At 71.8% G+C, this 21558-nt stretch carries 18 protein-coding genes; 10 read left to right on the top strand and 8 right to left on the bottom strand.

Annotated features, from left to right (window positions below):
- Positions 1 to 2: 2 nt before the first annotated feature.
- Entirely contained in the window at positions 3 to 1370 is a 1368-nt protein-coding gene (locus K8638_RS02850; protein WP_223752812.1) for a sigma-54 dependent transcriptional regulator, read from the bottom strand.
- Entirely contained in the window at positions 1370 to 2830 is a 1461-nt protein-coding gene (locus K8638_RS02845) for a HAMP domain-containing sensor histidine kinase (protein ID WP_223752811.1), read from the bottom strand. The genes K8638_RS02850 and K8638_RS02845 overlap by 1 nt, the downstream gene beginning before the upstream one ends.
- A 489-nt stretch (positions 2831 to 3319) precedes the next feature.
- On the opposite strand from K8638_RS02845, the gene K8638_RS02840 reads away from it, so the two are divergent.
- Complete coding sequence (locus K8638_RS02840; protein ID WP_223752810.1) at positions 3320 to 4525, top strand: hypothetical protein; 1206 nt, start codon at positions 3320 to 3322, stop codon at positions 4523 to 4525.
- A gap of 13 nt (positions 4526 to 4538) precedes the next feature.
- The gene (locus K8638_RS44810) at positions 4539 to 5675 is read left to right on the top strand and encodes a lipopolysaccharide assembly protein LapB (RefSeq protein ID WP_305071140.1); all 1137 of its coding nucleotides are present in this window, start codon (positions 4539 to 4541) and stop codon (positions 5673 to 5675) included.
- Between the two features lie 41 nt (positions 5676 to 5716).
- Here K8638_RS44810 and K8638_RS02825 read toward each other — a convergent pair whose 3' ends face one another.
- A complete protein-coding gene (locus tag K8638_RS02825; protein ID WP_223752809.1) occupies positions 5717 to 6268 on the bottom strand; it encodes a metal-dependent hydrolase in 552 nt (183 codons plus the stop codon).
- 48 nt (positions 6269 to 6316) lie between these two features.
- A complete protein-coding gene (locus K8638_RS02820; RefSeq protein WP_223752808.1) occupies positions 6317 to 6550 on the bottom strand; it encodes a hypothetical protein in 234 nt (77 codons plus the stop codon).
- 145 nt (positions 6551 to 6695) lie between these two features.
- Between K8638_RS02820 and K8638_RS02815 the strand changes: the two genes are divergently transcribed.
- The 3 genes from K8638_RS02815 to K8638_RS02805 all read left to right on the top strand — a co-directional run bounded on the left by K8638_RS02815 (position 6696) and on the right by K8638_RS02805 (position 10140).
- Positions 6696 to 7238, top strand: coding sequence for a MarR family transcriptional regulator (locus K8638_RS02815; RefSeq protein WP_223752807.1), 543 nt, complete (start codon positions 6696 to 6698; stop codon positions 7236 to 7238).
- A 107-nt stretch (positions 7239 to 7345) separates the two neighbouring features.
- Positions 7346 to 8596, top strand: coding sequence for an HlyD family secretion protein (locus K8638_RS02810; protein WP_223752806.1), 1251 nt, complete (start codon positions 7346 to 7348; stop codon positions 8594 to 8596).
- Between the two features lie 2 nt (positions 8597 to 8598).
- Positions 8599 to 10140: a DHA2 family efflux MFS transporter permease subunit gene (locus K8638_RS02805; RefSeq protein ID WP_223752805.1), complete on the top strand. Its 1542-nt coding sequence runs from the start codon at positions 8599 to 8601 to the stop codon at positions 10138 to 10140.
- 72 nt (positions 10141 to 10212) lie between these two features.
- Here the strand turns inward: K8638_RS02805 and K8638_RS02800 are convergent, their stop codons facing one another.
- Both K8638_RS02800 and K8638_RS02795 read right to left on the bottom strand, forming a co-directional pair.
- Positions 10213 to 10614, bottom strand: coding sequence for a VOC family protein (locus tag K8638_RS02800; RefSeq protein ID WP_223752804.1), 402 nt, complete (start codon positions 10612 to 10614; stop codon positions 10213 to 10215).
- A gap of 210 nt (positions 10615 to 10824) precedes the next feature.
- The gene (locus tag K8638_RS02795; RefSeq protein WP_223752803.1) at positions 10825 to 11871 is read right to left on the bottom strand and encodes a polysaccharide lyase; all 1047 of its coding nucleotides are present in this window, start codon (positions 11869 to 11871) and stop codon (positions 10825 to 10827) included.
- A gap of 503 nt (positions 11872 to 12374) precedes the next feature.
- Here K8638_RS02795 and K8638_RS02790 point away from each other — a divergent pair.
- A complete protein-coding gene (locus K8638_RS02790; protein ID WP_223752802.1) occupies positions 12375 to 15122 on the top strand; it encodes a CHAT domain-containing protein in 2748 nt (915 codons plus the stop codon).
- Between the two features lie 21 nt (positions 15123 to 15143).
- Here K8638_RS02790 and K8638_RS02785 read toward each other — a convergent pair whose 3' ends face one another.
- Positions 15144 to 16154 carry a cupin-like domain-containing protein gene (locus tag K8638_RS02785; RefSeq protein ID WP_223752801.1) on the bottom strand — a complete coding sequence of 337 codons (1011 nt, stop codon included), beginning with the start codon at positions 16152 to 16154 and terminating at the stop codon, positions 15144 to 15146.
- 145 nt (positions 16155 to 16299) lie between these two features.
- Between K8638_RS02785 and K8638_RS02780 the strand changes: the two genes are divergently transcribed.
- The 4 genes from K8638_RS02780 (at position 16300) to K8638_RS02765 (ending at position 20314) form a co-directional block, all read left to right on the top strand.
- Positions 16300 to 16488 (top strand): hypothetical protein, encoded by a 189-nt coding sequence (locus tag K8638_RS02780; RefSeq protein ID WP_223752800.1) that lies wholly within the window; start codon positions 16300 to 16302, stop codon positions 16486 to 16488.
- Between the two features lie 131 nt (positions 16489 to 16619).
- The gene (locus K8638_RS02775) at positions 16620 to 17180 is read left to right on the top strand and encodes an RNA polymerase sigma factor (RefSeq protein WP_223752799.1); all 561 of its coding nucleotides are present in this window, start codon (positions 16620 to 16622) and stop codon (positions 17178 to 17180) included.
- Complete coding sequence (locus tag K8638_RS02770; protein ID WP_223752798.1) at positions 17177 to 18580, top strand: zf-HC2 domain-containing protein; 1404 nt, start codon at positions 17177 to 17179, stop codon at positions 18578 to 18580. Before K8638_RS02775 ends, K8638_RS02770 begins: the two co-directional genes overlap by 4 nt.
- A 90-nt stretch (positions 18581 to 18670) precedes the next feature.
- A complete protein-coding gene (locus K8638_RS02765) occupies positions 18671 to 20314 on the top strand; it encodes an acyl-CoA synthetase (RefSeq protein ID WP_223752797.1) in 1644 nt (547 codons plus the stop codon).
- 9 nt (positions 20315 to 20323) lie between these two features.
- Here the strand turns inward: K8638_RS02765 and K8638_RS02760 are convergent, their stop codons facing one another.
- A complete protein-coding gene (locus K8638_RS02760) occupies positions 20324 to 21493 on the bottom strand; it encodes an acyl-CoA dehydrogenase family protein (protein ID WP_223752796.1) in 1170 nt (389 codons plus the stop codon).
- Between the last annotated feature and the right edge of the window lie 65 nt (positions 21494 to 21558).

Here is a 21558-nt window from a genome sequence, read left to right as displayed (position 1 = left end):
CGTCAGGGCTTCTTCGCCTCGTCGTCGCGCTCCAGCTTCCGGTAGAGCGTCTTGCGGTCCACGCCCAGCACGCGCGCGGCCAGCGTGCGGCTGCCTCCCACCGCCTCCAGCACGCGGTGGATGTAGCGTCGCTCCAGCTCCTCCAGCGTCACCAGCTCCGACGGGTCCGTGTTCTCCGGCACCGCCTTCGGCTGGCTGTAGTTGCGCACGCGCTCGGGCAAATCGTCCACGGTGAGCTGCTCGAAGGAGGTGAGGGCCACCGCGCGCTCGATGCAGTTCTGCAGCTCGCGCACGTTGCCCGGCCACCCGTAGGCCAGCAGCCGCTGCGCCGCCGCCGGGGACAGGCCCACCACGCGCTTGCCGGTGCGCGAGGCGAACTGCTCGATGAAGCGCTGGGACAGCGCGAGCACGTCGTTGCCCCGCGCCCGCAGCGGCGGCAGCTCGATGCCGATGACGTTGAGCCGGTAGTAGAGGTCCTCGCGGAAGCGGCCCTCCTCCACGGCCAGCTCCAAATCCCGGTTGGTGGCCGCGACGATGCGCGCGTCGAAGGGCACCTCCGTGTCCCCGCCCACCGGGCGCACCACGCGCTCCTGGAGCGCGCGCAGGAGCTTGGGCTGGAGCGTGAGGGGCAGCTCGCCCACCTCGTCCAGGAAGAGGGTGCCGCCGTGCGCCTGGACGAAGAGGCCGGTGCGCGCCGCCTTCGCGTCGGTGAAGGCGCCCTTGGCGTGGCCGAACAGCTCGCTCTCCAGCAGCGCCTCCGGCATGGCCGCGCAGTTGAGGGCCACGAAGGGCCCGTCCTTGCGCCGGCCGCGCGCGTGCACGGCCCGGGCGGCCACCTCCTTGCCGGTGCCGCTCTCGCCGGTAATCAGCACCGTGGAGTCCAGGTCCGCCACGCGGTCGATGAGCGCGTACGCCTGCTTCATGGCCGGGCTGTCGCCCACCACCGCGTCGCCCACGTCCCTGCGGCCCAGCTCCTGGCGCAGCCGGCGCACCTCGTCGCGCAGGGCACGGTGCCCCACCGCGCGCTCCAGCACCAACACCAGCGCGTCCACGTCGATGGGCTTGGTGACGAAGTCGTATGCGCCCGCACGGATGGCGGCCACCGCCGTCTCCAGGCTGCCGAAGGCCGTCACCACCACCACGGGGATGTCCGGGCGGTTGAGGACGATGCGCTCGCACAGCGCCAGCCCGTCCATGCCGGGCATGCGCAGGTCCGTGAGCACCACGTCGAAGTCCTCGTCGGCCAGTCGCGCCAGGGCCTCGTCCGCGGAAGGGAGCGCCACCGGGGTGAAGCCCCGGCGCGTCAGTCCCTTCTCCAACATCACGCGCATCTCGCGCTCGTCCTCGACGACCAGGACGCGGCCCGGCATCAGCTTCCTCCTCGCGGCAGGTAGATGGAGAAGCAGGTACCGCGTCCGGGCTCGCTGCGCACGCCAATCCAGCCGCCATGGTCTCTCACCAGACCGTAGGACACGGACAGGCCCAGCCCCGTGCCCTCGCCCACGTCCTTGGTGGTGAAGAAGGGCTCGAAGACGTGGGCCAGCACGTCGGGGGGAATTCCCTCGCCCTCGTCCTCCACGTCCAGCCGCACGTAGTCGGCCTCGGCGCCGCCCACGCCTTCCGGGGGCACGGCGCGGACCTCTTCGGCGCGCACGCGCACCGTGCCCGGCCGCTTCATGGCCTGGAGGGCGTTCATCACCAGGTTGGTGAGGACCTGCTGCACCTGCCCGCCGTCCACCTCCAGCGTCAGGCCCGCGGGCACCTCCTGCTCCAGGGAGATGCTCTTCTTCGAGGCCATGGGCCGCAGCAGGGAGAGCGAGCGCTCGACGAGCCCCTGCACGTCCTCCGGGGCGCGGTGGGGCGCTCGGCGGCGGGCGAAGTCCAGGAGCTGGCGGATGATGCCCGTCATGTGCTGGGCCTGCTGGGAGATGATGTTGGCGGACTCGGCCACCTCCTCGCCCTCCGCCTCGCCGGTGGCAATCATCTTCGCCCGGCCCATGACGACGTTGAGCGGGGTGCCCAGCTCGTGGGCCACGCCGGAGGCCAGCTTGCCCACGGTGGTGAGCCGGTCCGCGTGCCGCAGGTGCTCCACGGCGGACAGCCGGGCGGCCGTCTCCGAGGCCAGGCGCGAGCGCGTCTCCTGGAGCTGCTCGCCCATGCGGTTCATGGCGCTGGCCAGCGTGGTGAGCTCGTCGTTGCTGCGCTGGGGCAGCCGCACGCGGGCGGTGAGGTCCCCCTGGCCGATGCGGTGCGCGAGCTGAACGAGCTGCTCCACGGGCTCGCCCACGAGGCGGCGGCCCATGGCCATGGCGGCCACGAGGAAGGCGAGCGTCATCGCGGCGGTGGCGGCGATGGTGCCCACCACGACGGTGCGCACGTGCTGCCGCTGCTCGCCCAGGGACTCGGTGATTTCGATGGCGCCCAGGCGCGAGCCGAGCCGCACCGGCGTGTACGAGTGCAAGAGGCCCGGCTCCGGGTCGAGGTCCACCATGGAGCCGTCCTGCCCGCTGCGCAGCGTGGCGAGCAGGCGCGGCGGGAAGCCGGCCAGGGGCGGGGTGCCGGGGCCGCCGTCGAGCCACACCCAGCGCAGGGCGACCTGCTCCTGGAAGCGGTTGGCCTCGTGGAGGAGGGTGAAGGCCTCGCGCTCCCCGGCGAGCTGCCAGGCCTTGCCGATGGAGCCGGCGAGCGTGTGGCCGAGCAGGCGGTGGTCGAGCTGCATGTCGAGCGCGGAGCGCTCCAGCTCGCGGCGCACCAGGACGTACTGCAGGCCGGAGATGACGGCGACGGCGAGCAGCACGAGGGCGAGGGTGAACTTGCGGGCGAGTCTCACGGGCCGGCCTGGATGAGAGCACCCCGGCCCGTGAGCGAGGGGGAAGGAGCTCACGGACCGGGGCTGGGTACTCACAACGTACCGCGAGTGCTGCAACAAGGGAGGCGGAACCCCGCCGTCCCCAGCCGGAGCCACAGCATCCGCTGTGCCAGCGTCCTCCGAGAGGAGGACCCGGCCGGAGTCCCCGGCCGGTGGGGCGGAATGCCCCGTTCGAGGGGCAGAATGCCCCGGGCCCGTCGAGGCGCGGCTGTCACCTTCCTCACCGGGCATGGGGCCCAGAGGGAGGGCCACGCGGGAGGAGGGCGGTGCCCCACGGGGCAGGGCCCGCGTCGGGGAGTGTGTCGTCTCTCGCGGGCGCGTCGTCCCCGCGACATCCCCGGCGCGGGGAGGCGTGGCCGCGCGTGGGGGGCTGCGCAAGATGCGCGCGTCGCTGCACGGCCGCGCGTGACGGGAGTCTTCCTGGCGGGCGCGGCGGGGGGTGAAGCGCTCGTGAAGAGGAATCCACGCTGGTGGCTGGCCGCGGGCCTGGCCTGCGCCGTGCTCGCCACGGCCTGTAAGTGCGGAAGCGAGAAGGAGGAGGCCGGCCCGGGCACGGGCGGCGGTGGTACGCCTCCGCTGGCCGAGGACTCGAAGGACGTCGACGGCCAGGAGGTGAAGCTGGAAATCATCGAGGTGCTCACGCGGCGCGAGGGCGCGACGACGCCCCAGACCTCGTTCGTCACCCAGGAGGAGATGGTCGCGCGCGCGCGTGTGCTGGGCGGCACTCCGGGGCTGGAGGCCCAGATTCGCTGGGCGGTGAAGCCGGTGGGCGCGCACACCGGCCCCTCCACGCCCACCGAGACGACGGGACCGGAGCTGGCGTTCCGCGGCAGCTCCGCGCTGCCCCGCACGGGAAGCCGCGAGCCCAACCCGCCGCTGGAGTACGAGGTGGCGGCCACGCTGGACGTGGAGGGGCGCACGCTGGAGGCGAAGCTGCCGCCCACCACCTTCATCCGCCAGGAGGAGGCGGACATCCTGCGGCAGGAGTACCTGGACTACGGCACGCAGTTCCAGCCCGCGCCGGCCAATGTGCTCGTGCCGGAGACCACCACCCTCAACCGGGGCAACTACTCCCTCATCGTCGAGGAGAAGCCGGGCGAGCTGGACAAGCTGCTTCGGGACGTGGAGGCGGAGGTGAACCGCCTCCTCAATGACGACGTGCAGGCGGTGGCGGTGGGGACGCTGGCGCCGAGCCCCACGTCGGTGGTGGTGTCCCCGGGGCCGTCGGTGCTGATGCTCGGGCCCCTGGGGGACACCGAGCCCCAGGGCGACGACGTGTGCGCCGGCGCGCGCGTCAACGGCGGCTGCGCGGGGCCCATCCACGCCGGGCCCAACCGCGTCGCCGACACGCGCGCCAACAACCGCGGCACCCGGGTGAGCCTGCCGTCCATCGTCACCAGTGCCTTCCGCAACCCGCAGCGCAACAAGTTCATCGGCTCCGGCACCATCAACAGCCGCCACACGCGGGGCCTGGCGCTCGACCTGGACCCGCGCTCCCTGTCCATCCCCGGCAAGGACGCGCGCCAGCTCATGTGCGTGGTGGAGCTGGCGGGCATCCGTGTGGCGGGCGAGCCGAACAGCTTCAGCGAGAACGGGCCGGTGACGTTCCTCGATTGCAACGACCCGGCCGCGGACCACGTCCACATCCAGCGGTGAGGAGGAGCGTGAGATGACGTCGCTTTCACTTCGAGGCGTGTGGCTCTCGCTGCTCGCCGTCCCCGTGCTGGTGTGGGCCCAGGTGGCGGCCCCGACGCCCACGGCGCCGCCCCAGCCTCCCTCCGCCGCGCCGACGCCCTCGGTGGCGGCGCCCGCGGCGCTGTCCTCCTCCGCGAAGGAGGGCATCCGCCTGGCGCAGGAGCACTGCCCGTCGGACGGCTTCGACAAGGAGGGCTGCGACAAGGCCATCGGCCTGCTCCAGGAGGCCGCGCGGACGGACCCGGAGAACACGGACGTGCAGCTCGCGCTGGCGCAGGCGTACTGGAACACGTCGTACCGGGAGGCCCCTCAGGCGCGCACGCGCGGGGAGTTGCGGCAGCGCGCGCTCGGCATCTACCAGAAGCTGGTGGACCGGAACGTGAAGGATGCGCGGCCGTACTGGGAGCTGAGCCTGCGGCAGAAGAACGAGACGCAGCGGCTGCCGCTGCTCAAGCGCACGGTGGCGCTGAACCCGAAGCACCCGCAGGCGAACAAGGACCTGGCCCAGGCGGAGCTGGCCGAGGGGAACGTGGATGCCGCGGTGGAGAGCTACCAGAAGCATCTGGAGGTGAGCCCGTACCGGGACTCGCAGGACGCGATGGACCACCTGCGGTTCGCGAAGCGGCTGGAGGGCATGGGCCGGACGGACGCGGCGGCGCAGGTGGCGGACAAGGTGTCGGGGCTCGTGCAGGGCGAGCGCCGCGCCACGCGCTGCGAAATCTGGCGCTCGGTGGACCCGAAGCTGTACCAGGCGAACACGAAGGTGGCGCAGAAGGTACAGGCGCTGCTGCCCTACTGCACGCGGACGGAGGACATGGAGCGCGCGGCGGAGCTGGAGCGGCAGGGCCGGGTGGACGAGGCGATTGACGCGGCGAAGCGCCAGGTGGCGGAGAACCCGAAGCCGGAGGGCGCGCACGTCCTGCTGGAGCGGCTCTACCAGCGCAAGGGCCAGACGGCCCAGGCCGCGGAGGTGGCCGCCCGCCAACTGGAGGAGGACCCGGACGCGCATGAACGGTGCGAGCGCTTCCGGACGCTCGCGCCTGCCACGATGCGCGCCATGCCGAAGGAACGCGTGGAGGCTCTGCGGCGCGAGTGCAAGCTGCCGGAGTGAGCGGCGCGGCGCGTGGAGGCTCCGCGGCGCGACGCGCGCGCTCACTTCATGGGCGGCGTGGCGTCCGGCGCGTCCGCCTCGCCGAGGAACCGGCGCCGCAGCGTGCGGGTGACCTCCGCGTCCCACCGGGCGGAGAACACCTCCACGACGGTGCGCCGGAAGCGCAGCGCGCACGCGAGGCACGCCAGCGTGACGGCGAGGCCGATGACGCTGTTCTGCCACGAGGCCAGGTCCCACTGCCCGTCCCAGAACCACTCCTTCATGCTGTTCGGCCACCAGTAGTGGATGGGCCAGCCGGGGCCGCTGCCCGCGAGGTCGCAGAGGATGTGGAGGTGGAATGCGAACAGCGACAGTCCCGCCACCCAGGCGCGCTGCCGCGCCAGCGCCGCGCACACCGCGGTGGTGAGGAGCGCGCCCACGTAGCCATGGAAGAGGACGTGGTGATAGCGCCCGTACCACTCCTCACCCGCGAGGAGGGTGAGCCCGTCCAGGTCCGGGGCCAGCCCCGCGCAGACGACGAGGATGCGGTCCCTGCGCTCGCGCAGGCCCTGGGCCGCGAGCCACGCGAGCTCGCCATGGACGATGGGATTCATTGCCGCCAGCGTATGCCCTTGGCGGCGCATGCGCCCCCAGGTCCCGGCCTACCCCACAACGGGCGAGCGGCGGGGCGTGCCCAGCAACTCCAGCGTGCGCACGGCCACGTCCACCAGCGTCGACGAACACGGATGGCAGCCTCCGCCACAGCACGGGGGCCACTCGCCCTCCGCGTCCCTCAGCAGCGGATAGACGCAGCCCCGCAACGAGTCCGGCAACCCGGCCTCCTCGCATGCGCGCCGCAGCGCGGCCTGCACCGTGGGGTCCTTCACGTCCAGCACCCCGACTCCATAACGGCGCGGGCCCGGGAGTGAGGCCCGGCGGCCGGGCGGGCCCGCGCTCGACTCCCCGCACGGAGCAACCGTCGGAGCACACCCCCGCACTTCCCGTTGCCAAAATAGTTAGGGGCCTTATGGTAAGGGCACAGTGGCTACACGAACACCCTCCTTCCCGACGCTTCCTCCAGTGCCCCGCTACGAACGGCTGCAGCGGCTGGCCGCGCGCTTCCCCCAGATGGACATGAGCGCCATCGAGACGTGCATCTTCATGCTGCATCTGGGGCACGGACTGACGGGCGCCTATGACGCGCACATGGCGCGCCACGGACTGTCCATGGGGCGCTTCATCGTCCTCATCCGGCTCTTTTCCATGGAGGAGACCGAGGCCGGGCGGGGGCTCACCCCGGCCGAGCTGGCGGAGGGCTCGGCGGTCAGCCGGGCCACCATGACGGGCCTCCTGGACACCCTGGAGAAGGACGGCCTCATCTCGCGCCAGGACCACCCCGAGGACCGTCGCATGTACACGGTCCACCTCACCCCCAAGGCCCGGGAGCTGCTCGAGGGCATGCTGCCGGACTATTACCGCCGCGTCGCGGGGCTCATGGCGCCCCTGAGTGAGGCCGAGCGCACCACCCTCCGCGAGCTGCTGGCCAAGGTCGCCTCCGGCATCCCCGCCCTCCGCGACCCCTGAAGCCCCTCCCACGCCCCTGATTCCTTCCTCCGGCTCCGTCGGACGTCTTCGTCGGGCCGGATGGTTAGCCCCCAAATCATCAGCCGTCGAACCTTCGAGTCTTTCAAATGAGCACTCAGAGCGTGAACCTGGAGAAGGACGTCCCCAGCATCGAAGCCCCCTCGCCCGCCGAGGTGAAGAAGCCCGCCGCGCCCCGCTCCCGGGCGAAGCGGGTGCTGCCCGCCCTGCTGGCCGTGGCGCTGGTGGGCGGCGGCGCGCGCTGGGCGGTGGCGTTCGGCGAGGAGTCCACGGACGACGCGCAGGTGGAGGGCCGCATCGCCAACGTGTCGCCGCGCGTCACCGGGCAGGTGGCGAAGGTGCTGGTGGCGGACAACCAGACGGTGAAGGCCGGTGACGTGCTGGTGGAGCTGGACCCCTCCGATTTGAACGCGAAGCTGGAGGTGGCGCGCGCGGACGTGCTGAGCGCGGAGGCGCAGCTGTCCAGCGCGCAGTCGCAGCTCGCCCTCACCGAGGCCAACGCCGGCGCCAACCTTCGCCAGGCGCGCGGCGGCGTGGTGCAGGCCTCCAGCGGCATCCACTCGTCGAAGGCGGCGCTGGAGCAGGCGCGCGGGGACGTGCAGGCGGCGGAGGCCCGCTTCAAGCTGGCGGACGCGGACCTGGCGCGCGTGAAGACGCTGAAGGTGGAAGGGGCCGTCACGCAGGCGGACCTGGACGCGCGGCAGGCCGGGTATGACCAGGCGAAGGCGGCGCTGGACGTGGCGCGCGCGCGGCTGACGTCCACCGAGGCGGGTGTGCAGGGCTCGTCCGGCGGCCTGGAGGCGGCGCAGGGCAAGCTGGCGGCGGCGGAGACGGTGCAGGTGCAGGTGCAGGCGGCGCAGGCGGCGGTGAAGCTGGCCGAGGCGAAGCTGAAGCAGGCCCAGGCGGCGCTGAGGCTGGCCGAGCTGAACGTCTCCTATACGCAGGTGCGCGCGCCGGTGTCGGGCGTGGTGAGTCGCCGCACGGTGGAGGTGGGGCAGGTGGTGGGCCCCGAGCGCCCGCTGATGGCGCTGGTGCCGCAGGACGACATCTGGGTGGTGGCCAACTTCAAGGAGGACCAGGTCGGGGACATGCGGCCGGGCCAGCCGGTGGCGCTGACGGTGGACGCCTTCGGCGGCCGCGAGTTCCGGGGCCACGTGGACAGCCTGGCCGGCGCCAGCGGCGCGCGCTTCGCGCTGCTGCCTCCGGACAACGCCTCCGGCAACTTCGTGAAGGTGGTGCAGCGCATCCCCGTGCTCATCCGCCTGGATGGTGACACGAAGGACGTGCAGCTCCGGCCCGGCATGAGCGCCGAAGTCACGGTGGACACGAGGAGCCGATAGCCGTGAGCGGTGACACCATCACCGGCTCCAAGGCCGGTATCACCATCGCCGCCATGGCCGCGGCGCTGATGTCCGTGCTGGACATCTCCATCGTCAACGTGGCGCTCAGCGACATCCGCGCCAGCTTCGGCACTCCGCTGGACCAGATTGCCTGGGTGTCCACCGGCTACATGATGGCCAACGTGGTGGTCATCCCCATGACGGGGTGGCTGCAGCGGCGCTTCGGCTACCGGCGCTACTTCACCGGCTCCATCCTGGTGTTCACCGCGGCCAGCGTGCTGTGCGGCCTGTCGTGGAACCTGACGTCGCTGGTCGTCTTCCGCATCCTCCAGGGCGTCGGAGGCGGGGCCATCATCCCCACGTCGCAGGCCATCCTCTTCGCCCGCTACCCGCGCGAGGAGCACGGCATGGCGGGCGCGCTGTTCGGCCTGGGCGCGGTGACGGGGCCGCTGCTGGGGCCCACCGTGGGTGGCCTGCTCATCGAGGCGGCGAGCTGGCACTGGATTTTCCTCATCAACCTGCCGGTGGGCCTGTTCGCCGCGTACATGGCGTGGCGTCACATCGAACAGCCGGCCTTCGAGCCCACCCGGGACAGGGTGGACCGGTATGGCATCGCCCTGCTGGCAGTGGGCATGGCGGCGCTCCAGTTCGTGCTGGAGGAGGGCACCCGCAAGGACTGGTTCGACAGCCTCGAAATCACGGTGCTCGCGGTGGTGGCGGCCGTGGCGCTCATCACCTTCGTGGTGCACGAGCTGGAGACGCCACAGCCGGTGGTGGACCTGCGCGTGTTCGCCAACCGCTCCTACACGGCGGCCACGGGCATCAACCTCATCGTCGGCACGGCGCTGTTCGCCGGCTCGTTCCTCTTCAGCCTCTTCTGCGGCACGGTGATGCGCTACTCGGCGCTCGACATCGGCCTCATCTTCCTGAAGGGCAGCGCCATCCAGTTAGTGCTGATGCCGCTCATCGGCCGCTTCGGAGGGAAGGTGGATGGCCGGGTGCTGGTGGGGGTGGGCATCGCCGGTATGTGCTTCTCGCTGTGGACGAACGGCCACCTGTCCAGCACGGCGGACGAGGCCGCGCTGATTGCGCCCGTCTTCATCCGCGCCTGCTCGCTGGGGCTGATTTTCGTGCCCCTGTCCGTCATGGCGCTGAGCAACCTGCGGCCGGAGCAGCGCGGCAACGCGGCGGGCCTCTACAACCTGACGCGCGAGCTGGGCGGCTCCATCGGCACCGCGTGGATGAGCAGCGCCCTCAACCGGGCGACGAAGGTGAACGTCACCGCGCTGTCGTCGCACGTGGACCCGTACAGCCAGGTGACGCAGGAGCAGGTCGCCTCGCTCAAGGCCGCGGTGGGCGCGCGCGTGGCGGACCCGCTGTCCGCCGCCTACAGCCTCATCGGCCAGCGCATCAACGGGCAGGCGCTGGTGCGCGCCTTCAACGCCAACTTCACCGTGCTCACCGCCATCTTCGCCCTGTCGCTGGTGCTGGTGTTCATGCTGAAGAAGCCCGCCGCCGGCGTGAAGGTGGAAGGCGCGCACTGACGCCCGGCCGGCGCTTGTACGACGGGCGGGCCCTCGATTCAGGGGGACCCGCCCGTCACCGTGGAGCACGGGCTACTGGACGTGCTTGGGGTCCATCCAGAAGATTTCCCACTGGTGCCCGTCGAGGTCCTGGAAGCTCCGCTGGTACATGAAGCCGTGGTCCATCGGCTCCTTCGTCTCCTGGGCGCCGGCCGCCAGGGCCTTCTTCAGGTGCTCGTCGACGGCGCTCCGGCTCTCCGCGGTGAGGGCGATGATGGCCTCGGTCACCTTGGTGGAGTCCGCGATTTCCTTCTTGATGAAGCCCTTGAAGAAGTCCTTCACCAGCAGCATCACGTAGATGTCCTCGCTGATGACCATGCACGTGGCGTTCTGGTCCGTGAACTGGGCATTGAACGTGTAGCCGAGCTGCTTGAAGAACTCGACGGACCGGCCGAGGGACTGCACGGGAAGGTTCACGAAAATCCTGGTCGCCATGGGCGTCGCTCCTGGTGGGTTGGGAAGGGGGAAATCCTGCCTCCAACCCGGCGACGAACGACGGCACGGGAGATCGACACGAAGCTCGCCGACATTTTCCGGCCCTCGGGTGCCAGAGGGCACCACGGCCCGGAAACGAACAGGCGGGCCCACCCTCTTCGGATGGGCCCGCCGGAGACCGCGGGACGTCAGGGCTTCCGGTCCACCCGCTCAGCGCCGCGAGCGGGCGAACGCCCGGGCGTGTTGCCGCCGGCGGCGGAACACGGCGGCCAGGCCGAGCAGCCCGGCGGCGGCGAGCGGCACACCGCCCGTCCCCGTGGCCGAGGCGCCGCAGCCCTGGGGCGCGGAGCCGGGGGCGCTCGAGGCGGTGTCCGGGGCGCCGGGCGTCTCGTCACCGGGCAGGACGCCCAGGTCCGGCGCGTGGGTCAGCAGCGGGGCCTCCACCTCGGGGGCCTCGGGCTCCTCCACCACCGGGGTCTCCGGCTCGGAGGGCGTGGGCGCCGGCTCGGGCGTGGCCACCACCGGCGCCGTCGGCTCGGGCTCGGCCGCGGGGGGCATCACGTCCCCCAGCGTGGAGGCCATGGTGAAGCCGTCGTGGTACACGCTCGCCTCGGGGCTGATGGTGTCGTCCCGGTACAGTCCGAGCTTGAGGTAGTTCAGCTCCGTGCCGTACTGCGTGGGCCCGAAGGTCTTCGGCAGCACGAGCTTTCCGTTGTGCCACAGCTGCACGAAGCCCGTCTTCGGGTTGGACGACCACTTCACCTGCAGGATGAAGTCGTGCCACTCGCCGCGATTCAACGGCGCCTGCCACACCACGTCGCCGCTGGAGCCGCCCACGCGCAGGTTCATCTGCTCGCCGCGCACGAAGAACTCCAGCGGCGGCGAGCCCGAGTCGCCCGCCTGGTGCCACTGGGCGAAGACCTGCCACGTGTCCGCGCTGGGGTAGCCCTTCGGGAACAGCGTGCTCCACTTGTAGAACCACGTGGAGCCCGTCTTCTCCTGGCTGATGTAGAGCAGCTCGTTGCGGTTGCCGCTGGCGTTGATGGGGTCATCGCCCTGCCGCACGGTGGCCTTCAGCGCATAGCGCCCCTCGCGAACGACGTCCGTCACCACCTGGAGGCGGCTGTTGGCGACGCTCTGCGAGCGGGTCCACTGAGAGATGTTTCCCGTCTCGAAGTCGCCCTTCCACTGCACGTCCGCGGACGCGATTGCGGGAAGCAGCAACACCAGGGCGACGAGTCGAAGGAGATGCGTCAACTGAGGTCCTTTCGTTCCGGGTTGGCGCAATGGGACACCCGGGCGGGCGAGACGCTTCCCGTCAACGCCCGCCTGCCAACCCCCGGTCCTCCGTACCCCCGCCGCTCCGGCCGGAGGGCGGTCAGCCCCGCGAGCCCCGGCTTCCGCCGCCGCCAGGAGCACCCCGAAAGCAATGATTCCGGCGGGATGCGTAGGGGGTTCCACTCAAGGATTCCGACCCCGTCCGTCTCTAATCCAGGCCGCCCGGTTCCCGGCCTGACCGCGCGGCGTCGCGCGGCCCGTCAGAGGGGGAAGGGGTCTCGGAAGGGGATGGAGCGGCGCGGGGAAGAGGCCCGGAACCGGACAATGGCATGCCCGGGCGGTCAGGGGTTTCGTGGAGTGCGGAACGTCCGCGCGCCCCGGAGTCCCGGGCCGCCCGCCGGGGTGAAGTCGGCGGACGGGGCATGTTGGTGTAGAACGCAACAGGTGGGCGACTGCTTGGGGGTGGCGCCCGAGGGGGCAGTATGTTGAAGCCGGCGTACGACAAGGTCCTGGTCCTGGCGCTGGCGACGCCCGTGCTCGTGCTGACCACGATGCTCGCGTGCTCCCCATCCAAGGGGGCAGACGCGGGCGTCACGCCCCAGTTCTGGGCGGAGCGCCGGGCCGCGGCGCGCATCGAGGCCCGGCTCACCCACCCCGAGGCGGACAGGCACCGGCCCCGCGTGTCGTCCGGGGGATGTCCCGTTCCCCCCGAGCCCATCCCCCTGAGGGAGCTGGCCCGGCTGGAGGAGGCCGGGGACTGGGGGGGCATCGCCGCCGCCTATGCCCTCCAGGGCGAGTGGAACCAGGCGGCCTCCTTCCTGGAGCGGATGCCCGCGTCGCCGGACCGGGACACGGACCTGGCCGCGGTGCACCTGGCCCGGGGCGCCCACGAGAAGGCCCTGCGGCTGCTGGACGCGGTGCTGGCCTCCCACCCGAAGCACCCGCAGGCGCTGTGGAACCGCGCGCTGGTGCTCCAGGAGATGGGGCTCACCATGAAAGCGGCGGAGACCTACGAGCAGGTGGCCTCCCTGAACGAGCCGGGCTGGGGCCGCGAGGCCCATGCGCACGCGCTCACCCTGCGCGAGGAGACGCTGGAGCGCGCCCGGAAGTGGAAGGGCGCGCGGGACGCCACCCTGGCGCTCATGGATGACGCCCAGGCGCCGCTGCCCCTGGACGAGGCCCGGCAGCACCCCGGCGTGGTCCGGCAGCACTTCTACGAGGTGGTCCGCTCCGCTTCCTCCAAGGAGCGCGCGATGGGGCTGCTCCCGCTCGCGCAGGAGCTGGACCGGCTCCAGGGCGGCACCGCGCTGGGCGACTACGTGCGGCGCGTGGCGGCCCGGGACTTCGCCCGGCGCGGCGGCCTGGCGCGCGGCTACGCGGAGCTGGTGCGCTCTCGGACCCAGGCGTCGGAGTCGATGCTGGACACGCTGCGGGCCTCCGGCGAGGACGACCTCTTCCTGGGGGCGGTCCTCCGCACCCGCGGCGCGCTGGGCTACCTGGCGGACGCGGTGGAGCGCGGCAGGCGCCAGCAGGACCCCTGGTTCCACTTCTATCTGGAGCGCGAGCAGGCCCGGAAGGAAATGGCGGACGGGGAGTGGTGGAAGGCCGAGCAGCGGCTCTTCAGTGCGCTCCAGCGCTGCCGCGAGGGCGCCCTGTCCGCGCGCTGCGTGGAGCTGGAGCTTCGCCTGGGCATCCTCTATGCCGAGCTGCGGCGCCTCACCGAGGCCGAGCGCCACGCCCACACTGCCTGGACGTGGGCGCGCCAGCTCCGCGAGTGGGAGCTGGAGCTGACCTCGCTGGAGATGCTGGCCCACATCTCCCGGGACCGCGGTGACTTCTCGAGCGCCCGGGCCTACGTCGAGGAGTGGTCCGCGCGAGGCGGGCGGTTCAACACCTGCTACTGGCCCCAGGTCAACCTGGCGCACATCCACTTCCTGGACATGCGCCCGGAGGACGCGCGCCGCGCGCTGGAGGCCGCCGCGGCGTGCCCCACCGCGCCGCTGGACCATATGTTCGGCGCCACCTTCGCGGAGATGGCCCGCACCCATCCGGCCTCGGGTGACGCGGAGCTGCTCCGCCGCACGCTCGCCGCACGCGCCTCCAACCCCATGCCCGGTGACGCCGTCTACACGCGCTACATCGAGGGGCGCTTCATGCTGGACCGCGAGCGTGAACAGGGCCAGGCCCTGCTGCGGCGTGCCATCGACGAGGCGGAGAAGCTGCCGCGCGCGGACACGCTGGCGCGCGAGGCCTGGACGCTGAGCTATTCGTCGCTCATCACCGACGCGGGGCGCACGGGCGACTATGTCCGGGTGCTGGAGTTGATGGCCGCGCAACTGGGGACGTCCGTGCCCTCGCGGTGCGCGCTGGCCGCGGCGGTGCACCACGAGCGCGCGGTGGTGGTCGCTCGCGGTGCCGATGGAAGGGTGGAGGGGCACTACGACGAGAACCGCGAGGAGCCCTTCTCCCGCAGCCCCACCTCCAGGCTCGTCCCCGAGGGGCTGCGGCAGAAGCTGCGGGGCTGCGAGCGCGTGGACGTGCTGGCCTGGGCGCCCGTCTTCGGCCGCACGGACCTGCTGCCGCCGGACATGGCCTGGAGCTTCCGCATGGGCCGCACGGCCCAGCCGCGCACCGCGTCCGGGGGACGCCGGCTCGTCGTCTCCAGCGTGGAGGCTCCGTCGCTGCTGCAGTTGCCGCGGCTGCCCGCCTGGACGCCTCCGCCGGAGCCGGGGCCCACGCCGCTGGAGCTGCTGTCCGGCTCGGAGGCGACGCCCTCGCGCGTGCTCTCCAGCATGTCGGACGCCACCGAAATCGAGATTCACGCACACGGCATCAGCGACCCCGCCCTGTCGGACGCGTCACTGGTGGTGCTCTCTCCGGAGGGCAACGGGCGCTACGCCCTCACCGCGGACGTCGTCCGGCAGCAGCGGCTGATGGGCTCGCCGCTCGTCTACCTCGCCGCGTGCAGCGCGGGCCGCCTGGCCTCCTCCACCACCCACGAGCCCTTCAGCCTGCCGGCCGCCTTCATCGACGCGGGCGCCCGGGCGGTGCTCGCCTCCACCGTGGACATCCCCGACGCCGCCGGCCGGTTCTTCGACGGGGTGCGCCAGCGCATCCGCGCGGGCACCTCACCCGCCGAGGCCCTGCGCGACGAGCGGCGCAAGTGGCTCGAGCGCGACTCGCGCAACGGCTGGACGCAGCACGTGCTGCTCGTGGAGACGTCCGAGTAGCGCGGCCGGCCCCCGGCGCCCTCAGGGAGGCGTGGGCAGGTACGTGTTCCCCTTGGGCACCCGGAAGTGGTGGAACGTCACCGAGGCGCTCACGTCCAGCGCGCGCACCCAGTGCCACCAGCCCACGGGGATGAAGACCATCTCCCCCGGCTCCAGCACCGCCTCCACCACGTCCGCCTCCGCGTAGAGGGGGAAGCGCTCCGGGTCCGGGCGCTCCGCGTCCACCTCGCTGAAGGTGCCGTAGCGCGGGTACATCAGGTGCCGCTGGAAGGAGGGGATGAGCTTCACGTGCTTGCGCCCCATCACCTGCGCCAGCAGCACGTTCATGTTGTCGTGGTGCAGCGGGGTGACGGTGCCCGCCGGGCCCAGCAGCAGCGTCATCATGTCCGGCCGCAGCTCCGCGTCGATGATGCCCCTGGGCGCGCGCACGTCCTCGCGCAGCGGGCGGAAGCCGTCCCGCGTCCAGTTCTCGTTGCGCGGCACCATGTAGTAGTCGTTCGTCTCGCCGCCCGTCTCCACCATGTGCAGGTAGTCCCGGAAGCGCATGGAGGTGCGGTGCTTCTCGTACTGGGGAGAGTGGTCCGGGTTGGCGTTGCGCCCCGTCATCACCTCCACCTCCACCTCCCCCGCGCGCTCGGCCAGGGACTTCAGCGACCAGCGGCCCAGCGCGGGCCAGTCCCGCATCATCCCCGTCAGCACCACCGGCCGGTGCCCGAAGTAGTAGCGCGTGAAGAACTCCTCCGGCGCCAGGTCCTCGCGCCGCTCAAGCGTCTGGTGCTGGCCCGCCTGCCGCAGCAGCGCGCTGTAGACGTCCATCACGGACTCCATCCAGCTGTACCGGCGTCCCAGGCGCCAGGCGGCCTGGTAGTAGGGATGTGCCAGCACGCCGGCCACCTCTTCCCGCGCCACGTCCTCGCTCACGCCGGCACCCTGAAGGACCTGCCGCGCCTCTTCCTCGCTCACGCCCAGCGCGAGGTTCTCCACCAGCCACCCCTGCCACTCGGGCGTCAGACGCGAATTTTCCTTGGACATTTAGAACTCCCTGAATTCCTGGCGCCAATCCGACCCGGGGCTACTCACGGAAATGGAACCGGCGTGGTAAGGAGCACAACCGTTCTCGTTTTTCATCCATCAGCAACTTGTCCGTGCTGCCTGTATCCCAGCACGAGGAGCGAGCGTGATGACGCCCGGTGCCAATGAGTCGGTGAAGGCCGACCTCCAGGAGAGTGTCGCCAGGGAGGCCAACGTCAAGAACAACTACGTGGACTGCGCCACCAACGTGGACGTCCAGCGCCAGCGCCGGCCCCTGCCGCCGCCGGTGGGGCCCGCCCTGATGGGCGCGGCCAGCACGTCGCAGGGCCGCTGATCCCCGCCCGGAGAGGGCAATTTCCACCCTCCCGGGCATTTTCCGCCGGGCGGCTGCTTTTTTCTTCTCAAGGATTGGGCCGCCGCGCGTCTTTGGTGGGAAACCACCAGCAGCACAAGCGTGGGGCATCAATGGCAGACCTCTTCAACCGGGAGCGGCGGCGCTTTGAAGCGTTCATCCGCCAGCATCGTCCGGCCCTCCTGGGCCTGGCGCGCCGGTTGTGTGCCCGCTCCAGCCTGGAACCGGAGGACCTGGTCCAGGAGACGTTCGAGCGGGCAATGCCCGAGTTCTCCCAGTTGAAGGACAGGACGGACTCGGCGGCGGCGGCCTGGCTGTGCACCACCATGACGAACCGGTTCCTGGACTACTGCCGCCGCCAGCGGACGGAAGTCCGGGGACTGCCCCACCTGGCGCTGGTGCAGGACGCGGCGGTGTCGCCGGAGGACTCCCAGGAGAACTGGGAGCTGGTGAACACCGACGAGTTCCAGAAGGCCATCGAGCGGCTGAAGCCCCACCTGCGGGACGCCTACCGGCTCCACGCGGAGGGCAGGCGCTACACGGCCATCGCCGAGCATTTCAACGTTCCCGTGGGCACGGTGGGCAGTTGGCTCACCCTGGCGCGGCGGGATTTGAAGGAACTGCTGCTGCCCCAGGTGGCGGTGGCCCGGGAGCAGGGGGCACGAAGCTCATGAACACGCCATGCACCAAGCTGCACCTCTTCGTGGACGGAGAGCTGTCCGCCACCGAGGCGGAGGCCTTCCGTCACCATCTGACGCGTTGTGCTGAGTGCGAGGTCGGACTGAGGGATTTGCTCCAGCTGGAGATGCTGGCCTCGCGGGCCCTGGCGGGCGCGGGCACCGGCGGCGAGCAGGCCGAGCACTCCCGGAAGGTGACGCCGCTGCGGCCCTGGCTGCACCGCGCGTACCGGACGGCGGTGCCGGTGGCGCTGGCGGCGGGGATGGCGGCGGTGGGGGTGTTCCGCCTTCAGTCGGAGCCGGAGATGCCGGGCGAGGTATGGCTGGCGAGCGCGACGGAGCGGAAGCTGGACGCGCGGCTGAGCCACCCGAAGGCGGACCCGTTCCGGCCCTACGTGCCGTACCGGGGCACGGCGCAGACCGCGGACGTGCTGCCGCTGCGGCCGCTGGCGGAGTTGGAGGAGCGCCAGGACTTCCGGGGCATCGCCGCGGCGTACGCGCTGCGCGGGGACTGGCAGCAGGCGGAGGCCTTCCTGCTGCGGGCTCCGGACTCGCCGGACAAGGACAACGACCTCGCGGTGGTGGCCCTCAGCCGCGGCCGCTGGGAGGACGCGCTGGGGCTGCTCGGCGGCGCGCTGCGCCGGGAGCCGAGGCACGCGCAGGCGCTGTGGAACCGCGGGCTGGCGCTGCAGGGCCGCGGGCTGAAGAAGCTGGCGGAGGTGTCCTTCCGGGACGCGGCGGCGCTGCCGGCGCAGGAGGAGGGCTGGGCGAAGGAGGCGGAGACCCGCGCCAACGAGCTGCGCGACTCCCTGGAGCTGGAAGAGGCGCGGTGGCGGACGCAGGTGCGCGAGACGAGCAGGCGGCTCTCCGCGGGCACGGCGGACCTGAAGGAGCTGATGCAGCAGCCGGCGCTCGCGCGCGAGGCCTTCTACGAGGCGGTGCGCACGGCCACCACGCCCGGCGCGGTGACGGCGCTGGCGCCGCTCGCGAAGGAGCTGGACCGCGTGGGCGGTGGCTCGGTGCTGCAGGACTACGTCCGGGACATGGCGGCGCGGGACTTCGCCGTGCGTGCCCCGCTGGCGCGCGACTACGCGAAGCTGCTGGACGGCGCGCTGACGCCGGGCCTGCTGGACTCGCTGCGCCGCTCGCAGGAGTGGGACCTCTACTTCGGCGCGCTGGTGCACACGGGCGCGGCGGCGAAGGACGCCGAGGCGCTCAAGGCGCTCGCGCGCTTCGCCCACGCCTCCCGAGACCCGTGGCTGACGCTGCTGGCGGACCGCGAGCGGGCCTGGAGCGAGGACATGCGGGGCCGCGCCAGCGCGGAGCAGCTCCTGCTGAACACGCTGCGCACCTGCGAGGCGTACACCCGGCTGTTCAACTGCACGCAAATCAACTGAAGCACTGAAGCAAACTGCTTCATCCGCGGAGGCCTGTCCGGGAGGACGGGCCTCTTCGCGTTTAAGCTCCCCTCTCTCCAGGAGAGACCGATGCCCCCTTCCGCACCGCGCAACATGAGTGACTACGAGGCCACGCGCCGGGCCTTCCGGTGGGAGCGCCCCGAGCACTTCAACTTCGCCGCCGACGTCGTGGACCGGCACGCCTCCGAGCGCCCGGACGCGCTGGCGCTGCTCTGGTCCGACGAGGCGGGGCGCGAGCGGCGCTTCACCTGGGAGGACGTGCGGCGGCACTCGCAACACGCCGCGAGCTTCCTCGCCGGGCTGGGCCTGCACCGGGGGGACCGCGTCTTCATCATGATGCCGCGCGTGCCGGAGTGGTGGTTCCTGGTGCTGGGCTGCATCCGCGCCGGCATCGTCTTCATGCCCGGCACGCCCATGCTCACCGTCAAGGACATCCGCTACCGGCTGGTGGCCGCGGATGCCAACGCCGTCATCGCGGACACGAGCTGCCTGGACCGCTTCGAGGGGCTCGCCGGCACGGGCCGGGTGGAGACCTGGGTGGCGGTGGGCGAGGGCGCTCCCTCGCCCTGGGTGCGCTACGAGGCCGGGGCGGCGGGCACGGGCGCGCACGAGGCCACCTTCCCGCCCACGCGCGCGGACGACCCGCTGCTCATCTACTTCACCTCCGGCACCACCGGCATGCCGAAGATGGTGCTGCACACGCAGGCCAGCTACGGCCTGGGGCACGTGATTACCGGGCGCTACTGGCTGGACCTCACGCCGGAGGACCGGCACCTGACGCTGAGCGACACCGGCTGGGCGAAGTGCGCGTGGGGCAAGCTCTTCGGGCCGTGGAGCCAGGGCGCGTGCAACGTCGTCTACGACTTCCGGGGCCGCTTCGAGCCGGCGAAGCTGCTCAAGGTGCTGGAGTCCCAGCGCGTCACCACCTTCTGCGCGCCGCCCACCGCGTGGCGGGCCATGGTGCTCCAGGACTTGAAGGGCTTTGACCTGTCCTCGCTGCGGCACACGGTGAGCGCGGGCGAGCCGCTCAACCCCGAGGTCATCGACACGTGGAAGGAGGCCACGGGGCTGCACATCCGCGAGGGCTACGGGCAGACGGAGACGGTGGTGCTGGTGGGCATGTACCCGGGCGTGGAGCCGCGCGTGGGCTCCATGGGCAAGCCGTCCCCGGGCTTCACCGTGGGCGTCATCGACGACCAGGGCCGCGAGGTGGCGGACGGGCAGGAGGGGGACATCGCCGTGCGCGTGGCGCCGGAGCGGCCGGTGGGGCTGTTCCAGGGCTACCTCGACGACGAGGGCGCCAACGCGGCCTGCCGCCGGGGAGACTGGTACGTGACGGGGGACCGGGCGGTGCGGGACGCGGAAGGGTACTTCTGGTTCGTGGGCCGCGCGGACGACGTCATCAAGACGTCCGGCTACCGGGTGGGCCCCTTCGAGGTGGAGTCCGCGCTGCTGGAGCACGCGGCCGTGGCGGAGTCGGCCGTCATCGGCGTGCCGGACGACAAGATTGGCCAGCGCATCAAGGCCTTCGTGGTGCTGGCGCCGGGGCACACCGCGTCCGGCGCGCTCGCGAAGGAATTGCAGGAGCACGTGAAGCACACGACGGCGCCGTACAAGTACCCGCGCGACATCGAGTTCGTCACCGAGCTGCCCAAGACGGTGAGCGGGAAGATTCGCCGCGCGGAGCTGCGGGGCACGGCGCCGAAGCGGTAGGCCCGCCGGCTACGCCTCGAAGAGGACGGGGAAGCCGAGCAGCGCGCTGCCCTCCTGGGTGAACCAGCCCTCCGCGACGGCGGCGTGCTGGGTGAGGGTGTGGATGTCGCGGAAGCGCCGCTGGAGGGACGTGCCGTCGCGCACGGTGGTGCCGCCGCCCGCGTGGTAGCAGGCCGTCACCACCTCCGCGGCCGTCTCCGCCACCCACGCCAGCGTGGCGGACACCTGCGGGGCCATGGCGAAGGCGGCCTGGGGAGAGTGCTTGCAGGCCTCCCAGAAGACCTCGCCCATGCGGCGCAGGGTGTCGTGCGCGGCTCGGGCGCCCGTCTCCGCGCGGCCGAGCCGGTTGCGGAACACGGGCGAGTCGATGAGCGAGGTGCGCGCGTACAGCCGGCGCTTGCCGGAGCGGGCGAGGACGAGCAGGTCGTCCACCGCGCCCTGGGCGATGCCGGCCGCCACCGCGCCGATGTGCAGCGCGTAGTGCAGCACCGGCACCATGTAGCAGGGGCCGGGCACGGCGGGCTGGCCGGTGAAGATGTCGAAGGTGCGCTGCTGGGGGACGAAGGTGTCGATGAGGATGTCGTGGCTGCCCGTGCCCCGCATGCCGAGCACGTCCCAGTGCTCCTCGATGCGCACGTCGCGGGCGGGGACCACCATGGCGCGTGTCTCCGGCAGGCCCTCGACGGGGCCGGGGCGGGGCTGGCCGTCCGGGCCCAGGACGACGCAGTTGCCGAAGAGCCAGTCCGTCCGCCGGCAGTTGCTGGCGAAGTTCCAGCGGCCGGTGACGCGGTAGCCGCCGTCCACCTGCATGGCCAGGCCCTGGGCGTTGAAGGCGCCGCCCCCGGTGATGTCCGGGCCGTTGGCGTAGAGGGCGTCGAACTCCTCGCGAGGGAGCAGGGAGAAGAGCTGGGGGCTCTCCGAGGTAATCATCATCGTCCACCCGGTGGAGGCGTCCGCGCGGGCCAGCTCGGCCAGCACCTCCAGCCCCGTCACCAGGTCCAGCTCCAGGCCGCCGTGGCTGCGCGGCACGAACATCCGGTAACAGCCGAGGTCCTTCAGCAGGGCGACGAGGTCCTCGGGGAGCTCTCCCGCCTTCTCAATCTCAGCGCTCCGTGCCGTGAGGGTGGGGGCCAGCTCTCGCACCGCTTGCAGCAGCTTCGCTCCAGCATCCAATGTCATGTTGGGGGGCTCTGTGGTGGGGACCCCCATAACCATGCACGATGCCTTGCGGGAGCGGAAGGCTG

It is taken from the genome of Myxococcus sp. RHSTA-1-4, assembly GCF_020037125.1.
Lineage (GTDB): Bacteria > Myxococcota > Myxococcia > Myxococcales > Myxococcaceae > Myxococcus.
Note: the sequence above shows the minus strand (reverse complement) of the source record. Positions and strands in the feature narration are given on the sequence as shown.